Origin of the sequence: Mycoplasma sp. CSL7503-lung, assembly GCF_025515455.1 — a bacterium.
Lineage (GTDB): Bacteria > Bacillota_I > Bacilli_A > Mycoplasmatales > Metamycoplasmataceae > Mycoplasmopsis.
Genome location: NZ_JAOPHP010000003.1, coordinates 12,529 through 35,721, shown reverse-complemented (window position 1 = coordinate 35,721; position 23,193 = coordinate 12,529). Strand labels below are relative to the sequence as shown.

Genomic DNA, 23,193 nt, shown 5'->3' with positions numbered 1-23,193 from the left:
AATTCTCCTTAATTATTTTTATTCTTTTTAATTTTTTTAAACACAAGATAAATGGCTATTCCAAATGTAGCAATTGCATTTAATACAATTAATAAAACTAATGAACTTGAAATATTATTTTCTTTTTTTGTATTATTCATTGATGTCTCTTTTTCGACTACTACAACATCATTTTGTGGTTTAGTTTCTATGTTTGATTCAATTAAAGAATACTTATGAGCTGCATCGATTAAATCATCAGTTTGATCCAATAATTTTCCAAATTCAATTTCATTTTGTGGATTTTCTTTCAATGAAGTTTCAATATTGTTAACCAATTTTGTTGTTGAAATATAAATTTCAAAAGGCTTAGGATTATCTTTTATTTCTTTAGATTTTTCTAATAAATTTCTTAAAACATCTTTTTTAACTAAAAAGTCATGGTACATTTTATTTAAAATGTCTCTTTTTAACTCTAAAGCGTCTAAATCTCTACCTTTTTGATACAATTCTTCAACTTTATTTGAATAAGTTTTTGAATCGTACTCTTCTAAATTTAATAATTCTTCAGCTTGGTATTTAATATTTCTTTTTCATTGAACAAAAATATCATTTAAATCATCCTCTATATCATAAAGGTTTTGTAAATACATTGTTGTTGAAATATTATTAGATAAAGAATTTAATTTATTATTAACATTATCTTTTATTTTTAAATATTCTTCTAAATATTTATCAAGTTCTAAATTGTTTTTATTTAAATTTAATTCGTCTATAGATGTTTCTAGATCTTTTACAAATTTTTGGAATAACATCGAATCAATATATTTATTCGAAGGTTTTAATAAGTCTAACTTATCTTTAAACTTTGTTAATTGAGATTTGACTATTTTTGATACTTTTTCAAAGTAATTTGCATTTATTTCTTTAAATTGTTGATTTCTTTTATTTAAAGCTTCTTTTGAATAGAATTCTAAGTTCTTACGTGTTATATCTAGTAATTTTTGATCTGAAATTAAATCTAATTTTAAAATATTATTTTTAGTAATTAATTCAATAGAATTATCTAGAATATTTATCTCTTTCAAAGAATCATCATTAATTTGAGCTTTGGCTAAGGGCACTAATTTTAGTTCAGATAATTTTTTTCCTAAAGATGATAAATTACTATTAGAATAAATGTTTTCATCGTTATTATAATATTTATCTAAATTATTAATTAAATCATTTAATTCAGTAAACACAGATTCTTCATAATCTTTACTTGTAGATAAATTTAATAAATCTTTTCTTGATGTATATAATTCTAAATAACGGTCAGATTCAGATTTATCAAACACTAAATTGTTTTTTATTTTAGATAATTTATCAATTCATTTTAAAATTTCATCATTAGTTAAACTATTATTTCTTGTGTTTTTAAACGCTTTAAATGTTAGCAGATTATTGTTAAGAGGAACGAATGTTCTTTTAGTTAAATCTTTAGAACTATATTTTTCCAATTCCATAACTAAAGAATCGAGTTTGCTTACATTCTCTTCGCTTGCAACAACATCATAAACATACTTAGATTTAACGAGTTGATTTCTTAGTCTGTTAATAGCAATTTGTGAATATCCTAATTTGTTTTTTAATAATTCTTCTGCTTTTAAAATTAAAGTTTCAATATTTTTATTTGATTTAAATGTGATATTTTTATGCTTTTTATGACTTTCTTTTAAATCATTTAATGCTATTTCGAGTTCTGAATAATCTAAACCGCTAAAATTGCTCAAAATATTAATTTTATCAAGATGTAATTTAGAGTTTCTATATTGAATATTTAACTTAAGAACAATTTCGTCTTTATCAAGTGGCGCTCTGAAAAAGTTTTCTACTTCATCAAGATTACCCATTTTTTTATTTTGAGTAACTCCTGTTATTTTGTTATAAACTGTAGCATAAACTAGAGCGTGTGAAATGTGAAGAGGATCTTGTTTAATATAAAATTCATTAAATAAAGTATTTTCATCCGATTCACTTTCAATGACCAATTCTCCATCGTTAGAATGAGAAACAAAAACAAAATCAGAATCTTGGAATAAATATTTATACATTCCCATTTCTTCATTATAATCTGATGAATGAACTCTATAATTATTTGCTTTTTCAATATTTTGCTTATTAGCTCCATTAGTTATTTGTTCAACATGAGAACTTCTTATTAAACTAAAATCAGTAATACTAAATTCTAAATCTTGTTCAGATTCATTGAATAAAATAGAACCCGTTGAAACTAGATATGCGAAAAATACATTCAAGCTTGGATGTATTTTTTATTTTAAAATGAAAGGAGTTTATAATGAGTGTTTGAGCAGATAGAATAATTGAAGATAATGAAAAAACTTTTAATGATTTTGAATTAGATAGAATTAAAAAGTTTGTTGATGAACACTTTCAAAGTTTTGAATACAAAAAATATAATTGAAATAAAATAGTTGGTTTTTTATCAAGAGATGTGAAGTTGTTTATTTCTGTTGATTCAAAAATTAAAAATTTAGATTTGTTGGTTTTTGTATTAATGAAAAAAATGATTAATTCGACAAAAACAAGAAAAATTGAAAAAAGTAAAATGGTTGATTTTTTTGTTAATAATTTCGGTATCAATTTTTTTAGTTTAGAAAAAAGTTTGAAAAATTTAAAGCGAGAAAATATTATTGGTTGTGAAAGCGGAAACTTTTATTTAAAAAAACCAAACTTAAATATTAGTAAAAGTTTAAATTTTTCAATCAAAAGTTTAGATTTAATTTTTGTTGTTATATTTGGACTTGAAAAATATAGAATCAAAAAAAGATTTTCTTGGGCTAGAAAACAACCCAAAAAAACCTATCTATATTCAGATAATATTATTTATTCAAAATATAGAAAATATGTAAAAGAAAATTTTTATATTACTTTTGAAAGGTTTAAAGAATTCTTTTCTGTTAAGGTTTTAAACAATTCTGTTTTTCAAAGCTTTAATAAATGCAGAAAGTATTTAAAAAATACTATTAGGTTATTGTTAGAATTTTTTGATGATAGGGATTATTATAAGTTCTTTCACTTGAAGAAAAGTTGAAAAACTGGTATTGGTTTTTTAACAAACAGAATTTATTTTTAAAAACACCCGCAACCTCTCAGAATCTTAAAATTAGAATTTAGATTTAAGTTTTTTATTTTTTAGAGAATTTAAATCTAAATTTTAAAAGGTTTTGAGAGGTTGTGGAGAGTGTTTTAGTTTTTGTTTTTATTTAGTGTCGCAATTTATAAATTGCTATTTTAGTATTGAGTTTTTTGTTGGTTTTTGTTTTTTTTTTAAAAAGTCGGGTAAAAAATATTACTCATTATTAATTTAGATTAATAATACAGAAAGGGTAGTTGTGGATCATTTTATACAATTTAATTTTATTAGTAAAGATTCTGGTTATGTTACCAAATTAGGAAATCGACATAACTATGATAGTTGAGTTGTTAATAGTGCTTTTATTAGATATTACACAAAACCTAATAAGGCTGTTGAAATGAGTGAGTTTAATTTGTTTGAAAATATAAATAATTTAAACAATAAAGAAGACGTTTTAAAAACATATAAATCTTTTTTAAAAGAAAATACAAATACAGAAAAAAGTGGTTTGTCTGGTTTTATTGGTGGAGTATATAAAGAAAATATAGATATTAATAAATTAGACGAAGAAATGCAGACAAAAAATAACGTTTTTTATGAAATGGTAATTTCAACAAATGATGCTATGTTGAATAACATTTTTATTGGAAATGAAAAATGAAGAAATCTTGTAGAAAATCAATTATTTAAATGATTAGAATCTGATGGTTTAAATTTTGATAGAAAGAATTTAGAAGTTTATTATGCAATTCACGGTAATACAGATAACCCACACATTCACCTTGCTTTTATGGAGATAGAAAATAAAAGAAATTTAGAGAGAAAAAATTTTGGAATATCAAAAAATATTTTTGAACGAAAATTTAGTGAATTAAAAACTAGTATTCTGAATGAATATGGAAGAACTAAAAATGATAAAAACATTTTTGAAGAACTTAATGAAATTAGAAATTTAAAACTTAAATTCAAAAAAGAATTTTTAGATATTGAAAGTGTTGAAAAAGATAAAATTCAAATTTTAAAAAATGAATATAACGTATCTAAAAATATTTGATATTCAAGATTATCACCCGAATCGAAAAAAGTTGTTTTAGAACTTAGAGATAAATTGTTAGAACAAAATCAAGAATTTAAAGAAGTTTATACTGAGTTTTATAAAACTTACGAACAATATATGAAATTAGATATTAAAGATAAGGCTTTAAAAACTGTGTTTATACATAAATTAAAAAAGGAAGAAAAAGAATTTGAACGAAAAATATTAAACGAAATTTTAAAGCAAGCTGTATTTTTTAAAGAAGAGAAAAAATATAGCAATAATAGTTTGAATGAAAAATATAAAACTAGCTTAGATGCTTTTTATAGTTATAAAAATAAAAAGATAAAAAATATTGCTTCAAAAGATACAAAAAAACTTAAACGGCTGGCTTATGCTCTTTTTGAAGCACAAAACGTTAAAGAATATGAGAAAGTAAAAGGTATTGATTATGAAATTTAAATTAAATTGGGTGCTTAAAATTATTTTGATAGTTATTTTTACTCTTATCACTCTTTTCTTGTATTTTTGATGTTTTTATTTTATTAATATAGCTAAAAATAAATTAGAAGCTGTTAAAAAAATAATTGATTTTAGTTATTTCAACGAATATTCTAATCAAAGTTCTAAAACTATATTTTTAGTTGTTGGTTTTTGATTGCTTTCAATATTAGCATTTTCTATTTTTCTCTTTTATAAAGAAATAGGAAAGTTTTTAAATAAAAAATTAAAAATAAAAAGGAATGTTTCAAAATGATTGCTAAACGAAAATACAAACGAAATAAATAAAGATTATAAAAAGTATATTAATACTGATTTATCTGATTCTTCGTCTTGGGTTTTAAAATTTACCAAAAACAAAAGAAAATGACTAAACATAAAACACAATTTATTAGACAGAAATAGTTTAGTGATTGGTGGGACAGGTTCAGGAAAAACGCAAAGAGTATTATTACCAAATATTTTATTTAATATTAATTTAGATGAACGGCATAGGCCTAATTTTGTAATTAATGATCCTAAAAAAGAGATTCGAACTTTTTTAGGTAAAAGGTTAGAAGAACAAGGTTATAAACTTTATTGAATTGATTTTGAAAATGCTGAAAATAGTTTTAAATGAAATCCATTAAGTCATATTTATGATTTGCTTGAAGAAGGCAAAAGTAAAAATAATAAAAGATATTTATATTTAGCTTATAAAAAATATATTGAATTATTAGAAAACCTAAAATGAGATGGTGTGGGTGATTCGTTTTGATCAGAAAGTGGTAAAAATATTTTAGTTATCATAGGAAAAACTTTAATGTTATTAAAATATCATTTTGATTTGATTGATAGAGAAAATTTTAACTTTATAACTATTAATTCATTTTTAAATTCTATTAATTTTTGCGGATCTGATATTGAATCACTTTTCAAAAGTCCGATTTATAACATTATAAGTTCAAAGAAAGATATAGATGATGATTTCTTAGCAGTGTATGATAGTTTTATTTCTATCAATTCAAGTCCTATGAATACAATAGGTTCAATGTTATCAACAGCACAATTAGCCGTAAGTTTTTTTGTTAAAAATGAATTTATTAAGAATTTAACATCTGATTCAATGTCTTTTGATTTAGTGAAAATTTTTAATAGTAATGATAAGTTTGCTATTTTCATTCATTATCCAGACCAAAACCCTTCAACACATAATTTAGTTTCTAATTTAATAAATGAAATGTATGAAAGTGGAATTAATAAAGCTAAAGAAAATTTAATTGAAAAAGGTTATGAAAGATTAGAAAGAAAATTATTGTTTATTTTAGAAGAATTTGGAAATTTACCTAGAATCCCAGAATTTGAAAATAAAATTTCGATTAATAGGTCAAGAAATATCTTATTTTGTGTTGTTTTACAAGATAAGAATCAATTAAAGAAATACAATACCAAAAATAATAATAAAGTTGATGAAATCATTTTAGGTAATTTACAATTTATTTATTTTTTGAACAGTTCGGATGAAGAAATTAAAAAATATATTGTTAATAAATTAGGAACTTTTGAAAAAGAAAAATACTCTTATTCATTAAATGATAAAAACTCTTCAAGTAATTTAAGTTATCAAGAAAAAACGCTTTTAAGTGTTGCTGATTTAAGCCAAAAGCCACCAGATGAAATAATTATTTTGTTAGAAGGATTTGCTCCTATTTTAATTAAATCTAATTTAACATATCAATATTTTGAATCTGATAATTATGTTGGGAAAGTTGAAGAAACTAGTATTAATAATAAAATGTATAGATTTAATTTAGAAGCTTTTAGAGAAAAATTTGGTGCTGGTGATATTAAAAAAATACAAGAAAGGAAAGAAGAGTTTAAAAGGTCAAAAGAATTAAAAGAACAAGTAAAAATTAATATGGAAATTCGAAAAAAGAAAGACAAGAATTGTTAAAAGCTAGAAATGAAGAAAGGGAGTTAAAACAAAAACAACATAAAATAAAACGTCATTTAAAAGATGAAGATTTTGAATGAGTTATAAATTATTTAAAAGAATCAAACTATGAAAATATAGATGATATTGTAAAACTATATGAAATTTATAAAGTAGATAATAGCAAAATAAACTTAAACAAGTTTAAAAATTATGTTTTAGATAATGTTTTGGAAGAAAAAATTTAAGGAGAAAAAATGAAGAGATTTAATATGGTGGAATATATTTCCGAAATGAATGAAGAAAGCAAAAATAAAATCATTAACGAATTAAAAATTTGAACTGACGAACAAAGAAAAAGATTAAGAGTTGAAATTAAAGAAATTGATGATAATTTAGTTGATATTAGTGAATATGTTAAAAACGAACAAAGAAGAATTATTAGAGAAAGAAATGGTTTTTGAAAATTTCATTATAAATATTTAAATGATAATGAGTTCAAGAAGAATGCAGATATTGAAATTGAATCTAATAGTAATTCAGTAAATAAAATTTATTTAGATATTTTAAAGAAGGTGTAAGATGGGTGCTTTAAATTTTAGTAATAGACAAAAACAAAAATATTGGGGAGTAGAAACTCCTAAACAGTTTATTTTAATGAATTTAGGTGATTATAATGAAGAAGATATCGACAGTTTAGCAAAAGAATATGAAGATATTGATTTTGATTTGGGTAAATTATTAGTTAGAAATATATTTGATACTTTAGATTCAAGAGTGGGTGATGATATTTTAAATAATTTTTTTAAAACTGAAGGTGATAAAAAATACGAAGAACAATTATATGATTGGTATGATACGTGAGTTGGAACAAATATATTAGAAAATAATTCGTTGGAATTACAATATGGATATTATGATGGAATTATGGTTGGATATAATCCTGATATTTATACAATTTTATTTGAAACCGAAGATTTATTAAATAACATTGAAGACACATTAAATTTACGTTTAGATGTTGTAAATATTATGGATGAAATAACAGATAAAGTAGTTGATAACATAAATGATATTAATCTAAATTTTATTGAAAATAACTCTGAAATATTCAATTTTCAAGAATCAATATCACTTAATGAAATTAAAGAAGTAGCAATAGATGATAAATTAAAATTTACAAAATGAGACGTTTCAGGTTATGTTGATGCAAAATATGATAAAGACGAAGATTTAGTTCGTTCTGTTTTATCAAGAAGAGATGTAAAAAATGTAGTTTTAAATAAATTAAATGAAAATCTTGATAATCACGAACATCAAGAAGAATATTATAAAAACATAATAGAATATCTCGAACAAGTTAAAGATGTAGAAATAAATAATAAATTTGATTGTTCGTTATTAAATTTAATTGATACCAAAGATATCAGTAATTTAGAAAAAATAAATATATTTTTAAGCGAATTAACAAATAATCATTTAGATGATATGGCTATAAAAATAAAAGGTTCTGAGTATTTCAAAAATCAAGAAATTTATGAATATAACGAATATATTAGTTCTTTAAAAGAACAAGCAAAAGGGTATGAATTTGATAAAATACCTAATTTACCAATTTTAATTTATAACTATAATCAATTTGATTTCGATGAATTAAAAAGTAATTATATTGTTGTTAATGGTTATAGAAATAAATTCAAACAATTAGAAAATGAAGAATTGTTTTATGAATATGCTGATATTACAGAAAAAGATATTTTAAGTTATATTGATTATGATTTTCAAGCAGAAAAAGTTAATATAAAAAAACAAAAAGATGTAATTGATAAATTTGAAATGTCTTTTGAAATGGAAATTTAAAAGGAGAAAATAATGAGAACATTTGAATTATTAGAAATACTTGAAGAAAACTCAAAATTAGATGATTTTCTTTCAAAAAAAGAATGAAGTTTAGGGGAAAAATAAATTTTATAGAAGAATATGTTGAAAATAGAACATATCAATTAACAGAAAACGAGGTAAAAGAAGAGTTATACAAATTAATTTATGAAGAAATGAATAAATGGAATTGGTGCGAGCAATATTACGAGTTTGAAGAAAATAGAGAAGATGATAACTTAAAAGAATACTTTAATTATGTAGTTGATACTGAATACTTGCAGCAATTAAAAGAAGATGGAGATAATCGTGAATGATTGGCTGATAACTTTGAGATAAAAAATGATTTAACTATTAAACAATTAGAAGACTTATTAACAGACATTGTCGCAAAAGAATCATTGCCTGTGTTGTATTATGATGACCAAAATTATCCAATATTTAATTCTTTTCCGCACGTTTATATCAATAAAGCACAAAAATTTGAAAATGAAAAATGAAATTATGTTAATGAAGGTGAATTAGTTTTTGATAAAGAAATGTGAATTGAACGAGATAAAAAACATAGATCTTTTAATCAAAGTTGAGAAGAAAGATTGAATGAGATCAAAAGAAAAGAAAAGGAACTAGAAAATGAAATTACTAGATAGATTAAAAATGGAAAAAGAAGATTTTAAAAAATGATACGAAAAAGTTGAAGAAACTTTAAACAATTTAAATGATTTACATAGTGTTATTTTAAGTTTTTTAAACGAAGAAACAAAAAACGAATATAAGCATTGACTATTTAAAAATATGCTTATGAGTTATGCTGAATTTATAAGTTTTATAAATGATGAATACGCAAAAGAAGGCTTTAATTCAAACATTATTAAAAAGATTAATAACGAATTATTAATGCTTACAAAAACAAAAAACTTTTATATTAAATTAACTCTTGATAATGTTGAGTTATTAGATGTTTATAAAACATATTTAATGTTTAAAAATGGAAAATCTAAAAAGTAATTTTTTAGCTTTGGAAGTATTTGATAACGGTTCGAGAAAAATAATAGGATTTTATAAAAATTCAAAAGAGCCGTTTGAATTATTAGATAAACATTCTGATAAAAAAATAGAAGTTTTAAGTTGTACGACAATCAAAAGAAATTTTAAAATTAACGATGAATTAGAGTATAAGCAAACTCAAAATGATAAAAGAGCTAAAAGGCAGTATTAAAAAAGAGTTTTATGAAGAAAACTATACATTCTTATTCATTTAAAATATTAACAATTTATATATTTGTTTTAATATGAATAATAAATTGTGTTGGTTTGATTGGTATTAGTTTTGGAAGAAATGATTCTATATCAAACGAAAATATAATTCTAATTCTTAGTTTAATTCTAACAACTGAAATATTTAGTTATTTAGCAATATGAGTTATCGCAGATAATGTGTTAAACAAATATATAAAACTTAATATTGATAATCTTACTAAAAAAGAATTTAAACGAATTAAAAGAAAAATTCTTACAACGAAGAATTATAAGAAATATTTGAATAAACATAATATTAGTTTTAGTAATCTGAATTAAATTTTGGTTACGTTACGCGTGCGTACGAGGGCATACGTGCGTGCGTATTATACGCGTACGCGTGAATGGGCGGGCACTCACGCATAGAAAGGGGGTGTATTACGGTTCGTTGAAAAATAAATATTAAATTATTGATTAGTTTAATATTGATAGCTATATTTTTGTTTTTGTGTGGTTTATATTTGTTGGGATTAAATAATCCTGATTTAAAATGAACTAATGAAAATAAAGAGATAGCAAGAATAGTTATCGGATCAATTTCAACATTGGTTGTGATAATATTTAGTGTTCTTTGAAAACTGAAAAAATGAAAGTTATTTAGAAAATAATTATGATATAATTTATGTATATAAATTATATGGTGGTGATATTAAATGAAAAAAATTAAAAAGTTTGTTTTAAATAGTTTGTTTTTAACTGGATTTAGTAGTTTAGGTGTATCTTGTTTTCCTGGTCTAACAGGTCAAAGTTCTGGTATTGATAAAGTTTTTATTCCTGGTAATTCAAATAGTAGTGTTGATCCGCTCGATCAAGTTGATATTAATTTACTTGATGAAAATAGATTATTTTTAAAAAATGTTGGAGATAACCCTTTATTAAAAAATCATCAATATTACATTAAAGATGCTTATGTGGGTGAAAATGATTATGATATTTCTGATTATTATGATGAAGGCTGAAAAAAATATATTCAAAAGCCTGCATTTACTTTTTACGAAGATTCTGATAAATATGATGAAAAATTTATGTACGAATTTTATAAGTGATTAAAAAATCAAGATGCTAAAATTCAAGGCTCTGATAATGCTAAGGGTGATTTTGAAAGTGAATATAAAGAATATCAAGGTAAAAGTAAAGAAGAAATAGAAAATATTCAAAAAGAACAATATAAAAAACATCAATGATTAAAAAATAATTTTGCTGGCGAGATTTTACCGCAAGGGCAGTTATATAGTTTAATTAGAGACTTTTTAAATAATAAAAACGAAAAATTTAGTAATAGAGATAAAAACTATAAATTTTATAATGAGATAACAAAATATTTAGCACCTGTTGAAGAAGATATAAATAAAAAGAATGAATTAAAAACAGATATTTCTAGTTGAAGTGCTATTAATGCTTCAAGAAATAAAAAAGTTGATTATTTTCAAGATGATAAATTAGATGTTTATAAAAATGAATATTATAGATATTTTGGTTATAATCCATACTTTGTTGGCTATTCAACTTCAAACAGTAATAAAGAATTATATGCCAAAAGAGATGGAAACTATAATATACCCTATTATAAATTTAGTGTTATGTTAAATGGTATTAATTCTGAAGATTTTTCAATAATAGATCAAAAATTCTTTCAAAAGGGTTTTGCTACGTTTAGTTTAGCCGGAAATTCTAAATATTTAGAAAAATATTCTGATTGGGCTAAAATAATAGATTCTAATAATAATATCTTTTCGGATTATATTAAAAATTTAGAATTTTTCGGAATATCTGAAGAAGTAAAATTTTATTCATTTATAAATTTATTAGATGTATTTAATGAAATACCTGCTAAGAATTATTTGGTTGAAAATAATGAAGCGTATATGTATTATAATGCTTTAAAACTTGATAATTATCTTTATTCTTTAAACGTTCAAGACTTAAAAACATATCTTGAAAAAGAATCTAATAAAGAAAATATTAAACAATTTAAAGAGTTGTTAGATAAGTATAGTGAGAGTTTAGCGAGTTTTTTGGGGTTAGAATCATTTATAGGTATTGAAATGAGTTCTCCGCACCAAAATTATAAAATTGCTGTTGATTTATTTGCTCCTTCTGGAACTTCTGATTTTGAAGCTAGTTATAGATTTGCTTATAAAGAATTATTAAATAAAGTATTACCACTTTATACTATATTTAGTAGCGAATCCGAAAAATTAGAAAAATTGTTAGTAATTATGAATAAAAGTAGCGGAAAATTTAATTTTAATTCAAGAAATGATTTTAAAGGTGTTTATGATTATATTTTCTTTATTTTAAACTATATATACTCTAATTCTGATAAATTTAAACTTGATAGAGAAAATATTGAGAGAATAAATTTTCTTGATTATAAATTTACTCTTAGAGAAAATGAAAAAAATAAAGCTTATTCATTGTTTGATAAATGAAATGAAAAAGTTAAAAAAATATATTAATAACTTTCAATTTTTGAGAGTTATTTTTTAATTAAATTTTAAGGAGATAAAAAATGATTTTAGATAATATTTATAGATATATGAATGCTGTTGTGGATGATACAGCATTTAAGAATGTTGCTAACCAAACTTTTAGGGTTATAAATACTGTGTTTGGTGTTATGTTAGCGGTTGCGGGATTGTTATTGATTGGAGCGATTATTGTTGCGATATTTCAAAATTCACATACAACAGATCCGCAAAAAAGAATTCAAAATAATAAAAAAATAATGTGAGCGATAGTTGGTATTGTTGGTCTTTTATTCGCTTGAGGAATTGCAGCTATTATTGTAAATGCAGTTCAAGCAAGTTCTAATACACAATTAATAAATTTACAATATATTCAGATTATTAAAAAATCTAGTTTATTAAACTAGAAGGAGTTGAAGTTGAGTGTTATTTTAGAACCATTGATTGGAATACTGGCTAAATGAGTGGTTGGTTATCCAATTTATATTATTTTATCAAGTATATTATTAGTTTTATTAGTTATTAGTTCAACATTAATTCAAATGATTTATACGCTTTGCTATGAATTCCCTAATTATTTAATTTTTGGGAGTTTTGGAACTTATAATAAGAACGAAAGTTTAATAAATGTTCCGTCGGTTTGATACCAATTTTTGATAGTATCGATTATTTTGTGAGTTATAATGTTTGCTTTGATAATTATAAGATTTTCAGTGAATTCAAGCGAGCGTGGAGTGGCTATTATTAAAAGTGCGGCATCAACCGCTTTAAAAGGTGTATTTTTATTAATGTTAATTCAAGCATTATTGTTTGGTTTAAATTATATAGTTTTAAATATAACCAATATTTTAACTGGTGATGAAGTTGGTAATAGTGTTGTTTATATAAATACATTTATTGCGATTATAGCAAATTCTGGTAAGGCGGACGATTCTTGAAATGAAGTTATAAAAGCTAGTGAAAATAGTAATTGAAGCAGTGTTTTTAATTCTTTTAATCCGTCGAATTATAGCGTTTATTATTCAAATATTGGTGGTAGTTTGATTGGTATGATTGTATCAATGGCAATTGCTATTTTATGTTCTATTTGGGTAACGCAAGTAATGATTCAAGTTATTTTTGATATTATAACTAAACTCTTTCATTTGTTAGTTTTATTCGTTACTTTTCCGTTTATTGTACCGTGAAGCTTGGGTGATAATGGTAAAAAAATAATGATTTGAAAAGATGATTATTTAGGTGCTTTATTAAGCTTATCAATATATTTAATAGGTCTTAAATTGCTATTTTTATTTATAGCAACAGGAAATAGTTTTTTTAATAGAGATATAAAAATTAATGATAAAGCCGATGAGATTAATAAGGCTAAAAATTTTGTTGTTAATACTTATAATGGTTTAGTAAGTTCGATTATGAAAGGTTTTTTTATGGCCGGTGCTTTTCACGCTTATAAAACATTAAGCCAATTTGTTATTAAATATGTTGGAACAGAATTGAGTTATAACAGACAGACTGGTAGAGTTAGAAATCCGTTTAGAGCCGAGAATAGGGCAAGAATTGTTGATGCAACTAATAAGGCTAAATTCGATGCGGCCAATAAACACTTTAATAATAATTTTGAAGGATTTAGTAGTTTAGGTGAAGGTCAAAAAAACCAAATGATTAATAACTTTATTAATGATGGTAATGTTAAAAAACGTTCATTAATAACTAGAGTTCCTAAAAATATATTTAAATCATTTATAAAAGGTGGGAGAAGATAATGTTACAACCAAATAGATTAAAAAATAGAAAAACAAAAATATCAAGATTTTTAACAATGCAAGATGCTATCGAATTAATTGTGGTGATTGGTGTGGCTTTTGGAATATCTTATTTATTGTTTAGTGATTATGCGGTAAAATGGGCTATTTGAGCTTCGTTTCTAGCAATATCATTACCACTTTTGATTTTGATTTTACCTTCAAAAAGAATTAATAATAAAATTTATGTTTATTTATGAAGAGCGTTAGTTTTTTGGATTTCACCGAAAAAATATAATAAAAATGGTAAAAACAAAGTTAGAAATAGTTTAGAACTAAACCCTTTTAGTCATATTTATGAAGATGATATTGTAATTAATAAAAAAGTTTTAGGTGATAAATTAGTTAATAAAAAAGATGTGTTCTTTAATTGTTTTGGTGTGTTTAAAATTAATGGATTTAATTTGTGGGCTGAAGATAAAGAAACAAGAGATGCTTATATTGAAAATTTTGCTAGAACATTAGATATTTTTAAGAACAAGTATTCGATTATTAAACTAGATGAAAATATATCTTATGATAAGAATATTGATTTTATAAAAAATAAAGCTTTTAATAATGAATTATTAGAAGAATATAATAATTCTAATCTTAATGATTTTAGAAAAATTAATACTGATTTATTATCAGAACAATATTATTTGATTATTAACGGACATAATCCGTTTTCGTTAAATGAAGAAGCTTCGAATGTTGTTCCATATTTTGAAGATATAAAAGTGAGTTTGGAAAAATTAGAAGGAATTGATTTATTAGAATTTTTAAATAAATATAGAAATTTTGGTATTTCAAGCGAAAGAATAAAAGATTTTTGAATTAAGTTAGATAAGACAAGTGAAAATTATTTAGATGATTTATTTTTATATGATAATGTTGAATTTTATTCAAATCATATTAAATTGAATGATAGTTTTATTTCTATTAAATCAATAGCAAGATTGCCTTTTAAATTAAACGAATCTTGAATATCAAGTATTTTTAATTTGGATGCAAAAGTTATTATTAATAATTATCCATATAAATCACTTGAAACAGTTGTTGATAAAATGTTAGATAAAACTCATTTAAATGTAGCAACTAATTTAGAATCTAATAATAAGATATCAAGTAATATTAGAACCAATATGGATTCTAATGCTATAACTGAATTATTATTTCAAATCAATGAAAGCGAATATACATTAAATGATGTAAATATTTTAGTAATTACTGAAGCTAGTTCTTTAAACGAATTAAAAGAAAAAGAAAAAAATAATGAAATGCATTTAAGAAAAAGCAGAATATATTTAAATAATTTATTATTTAAACAATTTGAAGGCTTTGTAGATAGTTCTTTATCGATTTCTTATAAATTAGATAAAGAAGCTTATCAAATGAGTAGTCTTAATTTTGCTTATGGCTATGCTTTTAATAATGAAATTTTAAATGATAATAAAAATTTACTTTTGGGTTTTAATGAAAGTTCTAATAATCCAATAAGTTTTGATATTTTTAGTTTGCAACATTTAAACAGAACTAATCATAATATGTTTATTCTTGGTACAAGCGGAATGGGTAAATCAACACTGGTTAAAAAAATGATTATTAGTAATTATGTTTTAAAAAATAAATCAATAATTATTGATCCGCAAAATGAATATACTGAATTTGCTAAAAAATTCGGTGGAACAGTTATTGATATGGGTTCTGGTTTAAATACAACAATTAATATTTTACAAGTTAGAAACACATTAAAAGATAATGATGGTTTAAATAATATTAATTTGTTAATTAATAATCATTTATCGTTTTTAGAAAAGTTTTTTAGTATTTTATGAGAACTAGATAATTATAATTGAATGATTTTACAAAATCTATTAAAAGATTTTTATGTTAAAAAAGGAATTTATCAATTAAATTCTTTAACTGATTTAAGTGATAATGATTGATATACAATTAGTGATTTTATTAAATTTTTAGAGAGTTATAACGTTGATAAAATGTTTGATAAAGACCAAAAGCAAAAAATTATTAATAGGTTTATAGAGCAATTTAAATTTTATTTTGAAGATAATGGTAAATATCAAGAGATATTTAATGGTAAAACTAATTTAATTTTAGATAATGATTTAATTGTTTTTAATATGATTAATTTAACATCTACAAATGATACAATTTCGGCTAAATTAGGTATTTTAATTGTGTTAAATATATGTAATGAAATAATTTATAATAACTTTTTAAACAATGAAAAAATACTTAATAAATATAAGAAAGATAATAATTTAAAAATATTAGATAAGAGTATTATTGATGATTTAATCACTAGAACTCTTTTAGTAATTGATGAAGAACATATTTATATAGACGCTAAAAATACAATTACGTTAGATTATATTACTAATATTACTAAAACAATTAGAAAATTTGACGGTGGAACAATTCATACAACACAAAATCCGGGTGATTATAAAGCTAATCCAATGATTGCTGATAGTGCTTCAAGAATAATACAAAATTGTAATTATTCAATATTTTTTGGGTTGAAGGATGATGATATCGATGCGGTTCAACTTTTATATAAAAACTCTTCTAAATTACTTAAAAATGAAATTAAGTATTTAGCACAAAAACAAGCAGGAAAAATTTTATTTTCGGTTAATAATAATCAAAGATTTAAAGTTAATGTTTATTATTCTGAATTAGAAAAAGAATTATTCTTTAAGAAAGGATTTTAAAATGAACGAAGAATTATTAGAAGAAAAAGAAGAGTTAAAAGACATTCAAAATGAAGAAATAGAAAATAATGTTGATTTAGATAATGAAATTGAAAATCAAAGTGATGAAGTTGATAATGAAAATGATTTAGAAGAATCTGAACCAAAGAAAAAGCGAAAATATACAAAAAGAAAAGAAGAGAAAATAAAAAAAGCATTAGATAATGATGGTATTGTTATTTCTACTAGAATTACAGGAAAAGATAAATTGATACAATATTTTAATTGAAAACAAGAAATTGAAAAAAGTGGTTCTACGGTTTATTTAGAAATGAAAGAAGTTATTCATAAATTAATTGATGATAATGATAAGAAAGTGGCTTTAAGAAAAACAAAAGATGATTTATTTTATAGTTTAAGAAAAGCTATTTTTGCTTCGATGTCTCCTTTCAAACAAGATATAGACCAAAACATTAATAATATAAGAATTAATCAAAATATTATTAATAAAAAGTTAGACATATTAATAAACGTTATTTTTGAAAGATTTGATAGAACTGATGAAATTGATAATTTATCAAGTGAAGTTTTAAAAGAATCAAACTACTTTAAAGATTTTAGAACATTAATTAATCAAGAAAATGATGTGATTCTAAAAAAGATTGAAAAACTAAACAAAAAATACAATGAAACTTTTGAAAATTATATTGAAGGTGAATTTGAAAAAAATGAAAAAATTTAATTTTTTAAAATTAGGTTTGATAGCTTTACCGTTAAGTCCGATATTTATAGTTAGTACTTCAAGTGAAGAAGAACAAAATATAGAAAAATTTAAGTTAGATAATATACCCGACGTTTGAAAAGATAGTTTTTATAAACATTTTGATAATACTAATCCAAAAAGATTTAATAGTTTTAAAGAAGTTGGTGAAACATTAAATGTATTTAAAAGTTTTATTGTTAAAGATGAATATGAATCAAAAATAAATTTTAACGGTAATTCAAAAATTTATTGAAATAGTGGTGATCCTGAAATTGATGGAGAACTTGAAGATGATGGCTATGGTGGAGTTATTGATAATTCTGAAAGTGGAATTTCAAATTTTGATAATGTATATTGATTTAATTTAAATAATAAGACTAAAACTAAAACAATTAATTTTAATAACTTAATCAATTATGGTATTTCTAATAATTCAAGTTGATATCAAGAAAATAAGCATAATCTTAATTATAAAAGTTATGTAAATAAATTTACAAATAAAAATGACTTAATCATATCTAATGAAAAATTGAGAGATTATAATTCTAATTTTTCTATAAATTCAGATTATATTTCGATAAATAAAAAAGATTTTTTAAACTTTTTAAATAATTTAGGTGTTGATACAAATTTGAAAAAAATAGCAAATAAGAATAATTGATTATTTTGAAACGATGAAAACGAAAGAAATAGATATTATACAACTAGCACAACAAAAAATGTTGGTAATTATAATTATGTTGTTGAGACAAGACACGATAGAAAAGATGCATATGATGTAAATAATACATTTTTTGATGAGAACAATATTATTAAATTTCCAAAAAAGAGTATAAACTTAGGTTTTAGTTCTCAAAAAGAAATGTTTAAATATGAAAACGGTATTGTTTATGATAATTCATTTATTACTTATAATACCGTTTGAAAAGAAAAAGTTAAAGATAGGGTGAATTTTTATCCTTCGAAATGAAATTGAAGTTCTGATATTAATCTTCAAATAGTTGATAAGGATGAAATTCCACAAGAATCTGAAAATTTAGAAAATGTTGATATAAATGTTTTAGAAAAAGCAAATACAACATTAACTTTTACAAGCATATTTGAATGAGATCCAGAAGATTTAAGGTTTTTAATACTTTTATTAGCAAATTCTAATAAGCACGATTCTCATATAAGAAGAATTTTTGGAAATATGATTAAAAACAATGTGATTAATTTAATATCTGATTCTGGTGAAAATAGTAATTTAGATGATGATATTGATAAAAAAGTGTTTTTGAATTCAAAAACAAACTATGAAAAAATAAATGAATTATTAAGTAGTAAAGAATACATAATTAGATATAAAGATTATCAATTTATTTTTAAATATAGTTTTAATGTTATAGAAAATAATAAAAAAAGAATAAATTTAAAATTAAATCTTTTTGATATTAAAAAAAATAATATTTCAATTAAAGAAGCTTTGCAAAGAAATTTAAGAACAACTTTAAATCATACTTTTGAGTTGTATGATAAAACAATTTATGATAAAAATAATGTTTTATTAAGTCTAAATATGTTAAATGAATTTTTATCTGATTCGGGTAAATTAATATATTCTAACTTACCATTTAGATTAAAAGATTCTGAAATATACAAAAATACAATTAGAAATTTAAACATTAGACAAAAACTAAGATTCAATTTAAGTAAAGTAATAAATAACAACATTTCAATTAATAAGTTAGTTAATAATATAAATAGAATTGAAGACCAATTAGTTTTAGATACAATGAAAAAAATTGAAAATGAAGATTTAACTAAAAATTATGGTGGTGCTTTTGAAGTAAATGCTCCGGTTGAATTAAGATATGAAGCCGATGAAGATGAAACAGAAGTTGTTTTTGTAAATAAAAAACGAGTTGATGTTTTAAATAGAAATTTCATTTTTGATATGAGAGATAATAGAAGTTCAATTAATGATAAGCAAAGAATTAAATTTAATGATAAAGATAGTTCTGATCCTAATAATGAAAATTCACATTATAAAAATGAATACATTATAGAAGTGTATAAATATAGAAAAGGTTCTAACAATACTGAAATTGAAGGTGAGTATAAATTAAAATTAATAGTTAATTCTTTTGATTTAAATCAAAAAATTAAATACTATGCTTGAGATCCTGAAAGTAATAAAGAACAAAAGAAATTGATTAGTCCATATTTAAGTGATGAAAACGGTGTTTTAACAGATAAAAACGGGAATCCGCTTAAAAATGATAAATATGATCCGTTTATTGATGCTGAAACAGGAACTAAAAAGCAATTAGTATATTTAAAAGCTTCTTTATTCGATTCTAATATTTTAGATAAACTCTATTTTTTATATCCTAAATTGAGAAAATCTTTTGAGTATGGTTTGTTAGCCGAAGCTTCGGTTTTAGGAAAAGGTGCTTTAAGGAATATTTTTAGCAATTCAAATACTGATATATCAGATTATTATATTTATCAATTATATAGAAAAGATGCAGACGATTCATATGTTGTTGGTAATAAAAAAATTATTAATCTTAATAAGGAAAAAGGAGAATCTGAATCTGCTTATATGTCGAATGAAGGGCTTTATATTGTTGTTGGAAGAGTTAAAAATAATATTTCTGATGTAAGGTTGATTCTGATTGATGAAAACAATAAACAACTAACTTATTTTTTAGATGAAATTAAAAAGAAAAAATTAAGAACAACAAACAATATAAATATAAACGATGTTATTTTTGATTTTTGAGATTTGGATAATAATACTATTGCTAATTCTTTTATAGCTTATTTAATCAAAAAGAAACATTATAAGAGCAATGAAATTTATAAATTAAACTATAACACTATTAAAAAACTTTATTTAGAATACATTAACAATAATTTGTATGATGAATTAGAAACTAATAAAAATAATATAAACATATTTGCTACAACAACTTTTAATGATGTTTTAAATTTAAATGGTCTTGTTGGAGAACAAAAAGATGAAATAGTTAAAAAAATAAAAGAGTTCGTTCAAGAACAACTCAATAAACATAGTTTAAAAAATAATATAAAAACATTAGAATATGGTATTGATTATGATATTTCAGAATTTAGCTCTGAAAGTAAAATTAATGATTTTATAGAACAAGCAGGCAATATAAATATAAAAACAAGTGAAGAAGATGTGTTCTTGCCTAAAAATATCAATATTAGAGGATTAAATGATTTTAGCAACTCGAAGACACAAATGAAATATACTAATGATGCTTGAAATGTAATTTATCCACCTATAAATATCAATGATATTTTTGAAAACGCAACACTTGATAATATTATCAAAGTTGATAAGTCGAATATAAGAAAAAGCAATGAAAATAAGAGCGAATATGAAATAGATAAAATTTATGAAAATACGATTAAAAAATCAATTTTAAATGTTCTAAATGGGTTTTTAGATAAGTTTAATAATGGAAAAAATATCAAATTAGAAATAGGAAAAGATTTAAAAATTAATAATTTAAACTCTGATTTATCTAGATTGAAAAATAATAATTCAAAGGTATTTTTAAGAGTTGTTGGTAATAATGCTAATATTAAAGGGTTTAAAGATTTTAGTTTTATAAATTTAGGTAAAAATGATATTGTTAATTTAGATGATTTAAATGATTTATTAAATGAAGAATTAATAATTTTAAATAGTGATAATATAAATACAATTAAAAATAATTCATTAAATTCAATAGTCAATATTGCTAAGCAAATTAATCTTAAAATTGGTGTTGATTTTAATGTATTTGGTAGTGACTCGATAATTTATTGATTAGATTTATTATTTAATTTTAATGATTCTAATTTAAATAGTAATTTAAGAGAATATAAGAAAAAAATAGATGAATACATTAGTAAAAATGGTGAAGAAATACAATTAAAACCAAACAATTTAGAAGCTATTCAAAAGTTAGAAAAATTAAGAAATAAGGTTATAAATGAATTGTTAAATTATAAAAATAAGAATATAACTTTATATAAAGATTATGTTGTTGTTCCTGTTAAAAATAGAAGCTTCAATTTTGCTTTTGGAGTTGTTGGTAATTATTATTCATTAGAAGAATATAAGAAAATTATTGATAATTATAATATTGATATTTATAACGGAAAAAATGAAAGATTAAACTTACCGATAAGTGAAAATAAAATATCTATTTTTACACCTAACACAAACAACAATATAGCAAAAATAGAACTAGATAAAAAAAGTGAAAATAATGATATTTCTAATTTGAGATTAATAAATAATAACACTGATAATTCAAAGATAAAATTAGATAATATACTGAATGATAATAACCGTTCTAAAATAAAATTAAATGGTATAACAAATAATAAAAATAAAACTGATAAACTAGTTTTTGAAGATAGTAAAGATACCATAAATAATAATGATAAGATTAAAGATATAATTGAAAAAATCAAGCAAGCTGAAAAAGATAAAAATAATAATTTTGATAAACCTAAAACAAAAGAAAATATTAATGTTGGTAAAGCTATTGGTTATAGCTTCTTAGGAGTTATTGGGCTAGCTATTTTAATATCATCTATATTTTGAGTTAAGTTATTAGCAATTAAGTTTGGTTGAAAATTAGGTATTAGTAAAAAACGTAAAATAAAAATAAAATAAAAAAAATATTAAAAAAATATTAAAAAAATATTAAAAAAATAATTTTTATATATAATATATATGCAGTGATATATTTGAAACGATAAGGGGACTTTCCGTTTAGGTACTTATAATTGGAATATATCGGGGACGGAATAAGCGGAGAAAAAAGTATTTTTCAGGCATAACAGTAGTTATGTCGCTTTTTTTATTTTATAATTTTTATGTAAGGAGAAATATGTTTTGAAAAGCTTGAGATAGAAAAACTAACGCCTTTGGTAGAAAAGTTGATACATTATCACACGATATTAATGGAGATAAAATTAAAGCTTATGGAAACTTTAGAGATAAAAGACCTTTAATTGTATTTTATAGCGGAGAAGATGTTTATTTTTTAAATTCTAGGTCTTCATATGATTATAGAGTAAAATACGAAGGAGAAGTTATTGTTAATTTTAAAAATAAAGATGCAGAAGATGATAAAAAATCATATATAAATACATCGTCAATACAAGTAATGAAGAGTAGTGAATTCTTTAAAATATATAAAAATAAGCAATTTGATACTTTATATCAATTAAATAATGAAGATTCTAGAAAAATAATTAATGAACTTTATAATAGATTAGAATCTGATTATTTAACTATTCAAAGAATAACAATTAATGAAAAGTATAAATCTGCTAATGAAGTTTTAAAATCAACTAAATATAGTGGAGAAATAACAATAAATAAAACTTCTGATGATTTTAAAGAACAGGTAAATGACGCAGAAGCAACTATATCACATCTTGATGGGTTAATTAGAATTTTGAAAAATATGAATGATAATCAATTAACAGAATATAAAAATTCTGAAAATGTAGATCAATATCTTATTGATAACTATGAAAAATATTATACTAAATCAATTTATTTAGATGTTATCAATAGTGAAGATAAAGAAAAAGAAATTGATAATGGTTTTGAAATTGAGATATAAAAAAACGCTTATTAAAAGCGTTTTTTTTCTTTCACTTGAATACAGAATTTATTTTTAGAATCACCCACAACC

18 protein-coding genes are annotated in these 23,193 nt (G+C 22.2%); 17 read left to right on the top strand and 1 reads right to left on the bottom strand.

Features of this window, described 5'->3' with window-relative positions:
• Positions 1 to 8: 8 nt before the first annotated feature.
• Positions 9 to 2,279: a hypothetical protein gene (locus N9R85_RS00780; RefSeq protein WP_262858176.1), complete on the bottom strand. Its 2,271-nt coding sequence runs from the start codon at positions 2,277 to 2,279 to the stop codon at positions 9 to 11.
• Positions 2,280 to 2,320: 41 nt separating this feature from the next.
• Between N9R85_RS00780 and N9R85_RS00775 the strand changes: the two genes are divergently transcribed.
• The 17 genes from N9R85_RS00775 (at position 2,321) to N9R85_RS00695 (ending at position 23,121) form a co-directional block, all read left to right on the top strand.
• A complete protein-coding gene (locus tag N9R85_RS00775) occupies positions 2,321 to 3,118 on the top strand; it encodes a hypothetical protein (RefSeq protein WP_262858175.1) in 798 nt (265 codons plus the stop codon).
• 259 nt (positions 3,119 to 3,377) lie between these two features.
• Positions 3,378 to 4,619, top strand: coding sequence for a relaxase MobL (gene mobL / locus N9R85_RS00770; protein WP_262858174.1), 1,242 nt, complete (start codon positions 3,378 to 3,380; stop codon positions 4,617 to 4,619).
• A complete protein-coding gene (locus tag N9R85_RS00765; protein WP_262858173.1) occupies positions 4,609 to 6,591 on the top strand; it encodes a type IV secretory system conjugative DNA transfer family protein in 1,983 nt (660 codons plus the stop codon). Before mobL ends, N9R85_RS00765 begins: the two co-directional genes overlap by 11 nt.
• A complete protein-coding gene (locus N9R85_RS00760) occupies positions 6,585 to 6,818 on the top strand; it encodes a hypothetical protein (RefSeq protein ID WP_262858172.1) in 234 nt (77 codons plus the stop codon). Before N9R85_RS00765 ends, N9R85_RS00760 begins: the two co-directional genes overlap by 7 nt.
• Positions 6,819 to 6,827: 9 nt before the next feature.
• Entirely contained in the window at positions 6,828 to 7,151 is a 324-nt protein-coding gene (locus N9R85_RS00755) for a hypothetical protein (protein ID WP_262858171.1), read from the top strand.
• 1 nt (position 7,152) lies between these two features.
• Positions 7,153 to 8,430 carry a hypothetical protein gene (locus N9R85_RS00750; RefSeq protein ID WP_262858170.1) on the top strand — a complete coding sequence of 426 codons (1,278 nt, stop codon included), beginning with the start codon at positions 7,153 to 7,155 and terminating at the stop codon, positions 8,428 to 8,430.
• An 83-nt stretch (positions 8,431 to 8,513) separates the two neighbouring features.
• Complete coding sequence (locus tag N9R85_RS00745) at positions 8,514 to 9,098, top strand: hypothetical protein (protein ID WP_262858169.1); 585 nt, start codon at positions 8,514 to 8,516, stop codon at positions 9,096 to 9,098.
• Positions 9,082 to 9,456 (top strand): hypothetical protein, encoded by a 375-nt coding sequence (locus N9R85_RS00740; protein WP_262858168.1) that lies wholly within the window; start codon positions 9,082 to 9,084, stop codon positions 9,454 to 9,456. Before N9R85_RS00745 ends, N9R85_RS00740 begins: the two co-directional genes overlap by 17 nt.
• Complete coding sequence (locus N9R85_RS00735) at positions 9,437 to 9,667, top strand: hypothetical protein (RefSeq protein WP_262858167.1); 231 nt, start codon at positions 9,437 to 9,439, stop codon at positions 9,665 to 9,667. The genes N9R85_RS00740 and N9R85_RS00735 overlap by 20 nt, the downstream gene beginning before the upstream one ends.
• Before the next feature lie 11 nt (positions 9,668 to 9,678).
• Positions 9,679 to 10,026, top strand: coding sequence for a hypothetical protein (locus N9R85_RS00730; protein WP_262858166.1), 348 nt, complete (start codon positions 9,679 to 9,681; stop codon positions 10,024 to 10,026).
• A gap of 374 nt (positions 10,027 to 10,400) precedes the next feature.
• Positions 10,401 to 12,206: a CDS14 family ICE transfer lipoprotein gene (locus N9R85_RS00725; RefSeq protein ID WP_262858165.1), complete on the top strand. Its 1,806-nt coding sequence runs from the start codon at positions 10,401 to 10,403 to the stop codon at positions 12,204 to 12,206.
• A 53-nt stretch (positions 12,207 to 12,259) separates the two neighbouring features.
• Complete coding sequence (locus N9R85_RS00720) at positions 12,260 to 12,622, top strand: Mbov_0395 family pilin-like conjugal transfer protein (protein WP_262858164.1); 363 nt, start codon at positions 12,260 to 12,262, stop codon at positions 12,620 to 12,622.
• A 12-nt stretch (positions 12,623 to 12,634) separates the two neighbouring features.
• On the top strand, positions 12,635 to 13,978 hold the full coding sequence (locus N9R85_RS00715; RefSeq protein WP_262858163.1) for an Mbov_0396 family ICE element transmembrane protein: 1,344 nt from the start codon (positions 12,635 to 12,637) through the stop codon (positions 13,976 to 13,978).
• Complete coding sequence (locus N9R85_RS00710) at positions 13,978 to 16,734, top strand: Mbov_0397 family ICE element conjugal transfer ATPase (protein WP_262858162.1); 2,757 nt, start codon at positions 13,978 to 13,980, stop codon at positions 16,732 to 16,734. Before N9R85_RS00715 ends, N9R85_RS00710 begins: the two co-directional genes overlap by 1 nt.
• Before the next feature lies 1 nt (position 16,735).
• A complete protein-coding gene (locus N9R85_RS00705; RefSeq protein WP_262858161.1) occupies positions 16,736 to 17,455 on the top strand; it encodes an Mbov_0398 family ICE element protein in 720 nt (239 codons plus the stop codon).
• A complete protein-coding gene (locus N9R85_RS00700; protein ID WP_262858160.1) occupies positions 17,442 to 22,160 on the top strand; it encodes an Mbov_0399 family ICE element protein in 4,719 nt (1,572 codons plus the stop codon). The genes N9R85_RS00705 and N9R85_RS00700 overlap by 14 nt, the downstream gene beginning before the upstream one ends.
• A 217-nt stretch (positions 22,161 to 22,377) precedes the next feature.
• A complete protein-coding gene (locus N9R85_RS00695) occupies positions 22,378 to 23,121 on the top strand; it encodes an Mbov_0400 family ICE element protein (RefSeq protein ID WP_262858159.1) in 744 nt (247 codons plus the stop codon).
• The last annotated feature ends 72 nt before the right edge of the window (positions 23,122 to 23,193 follow it).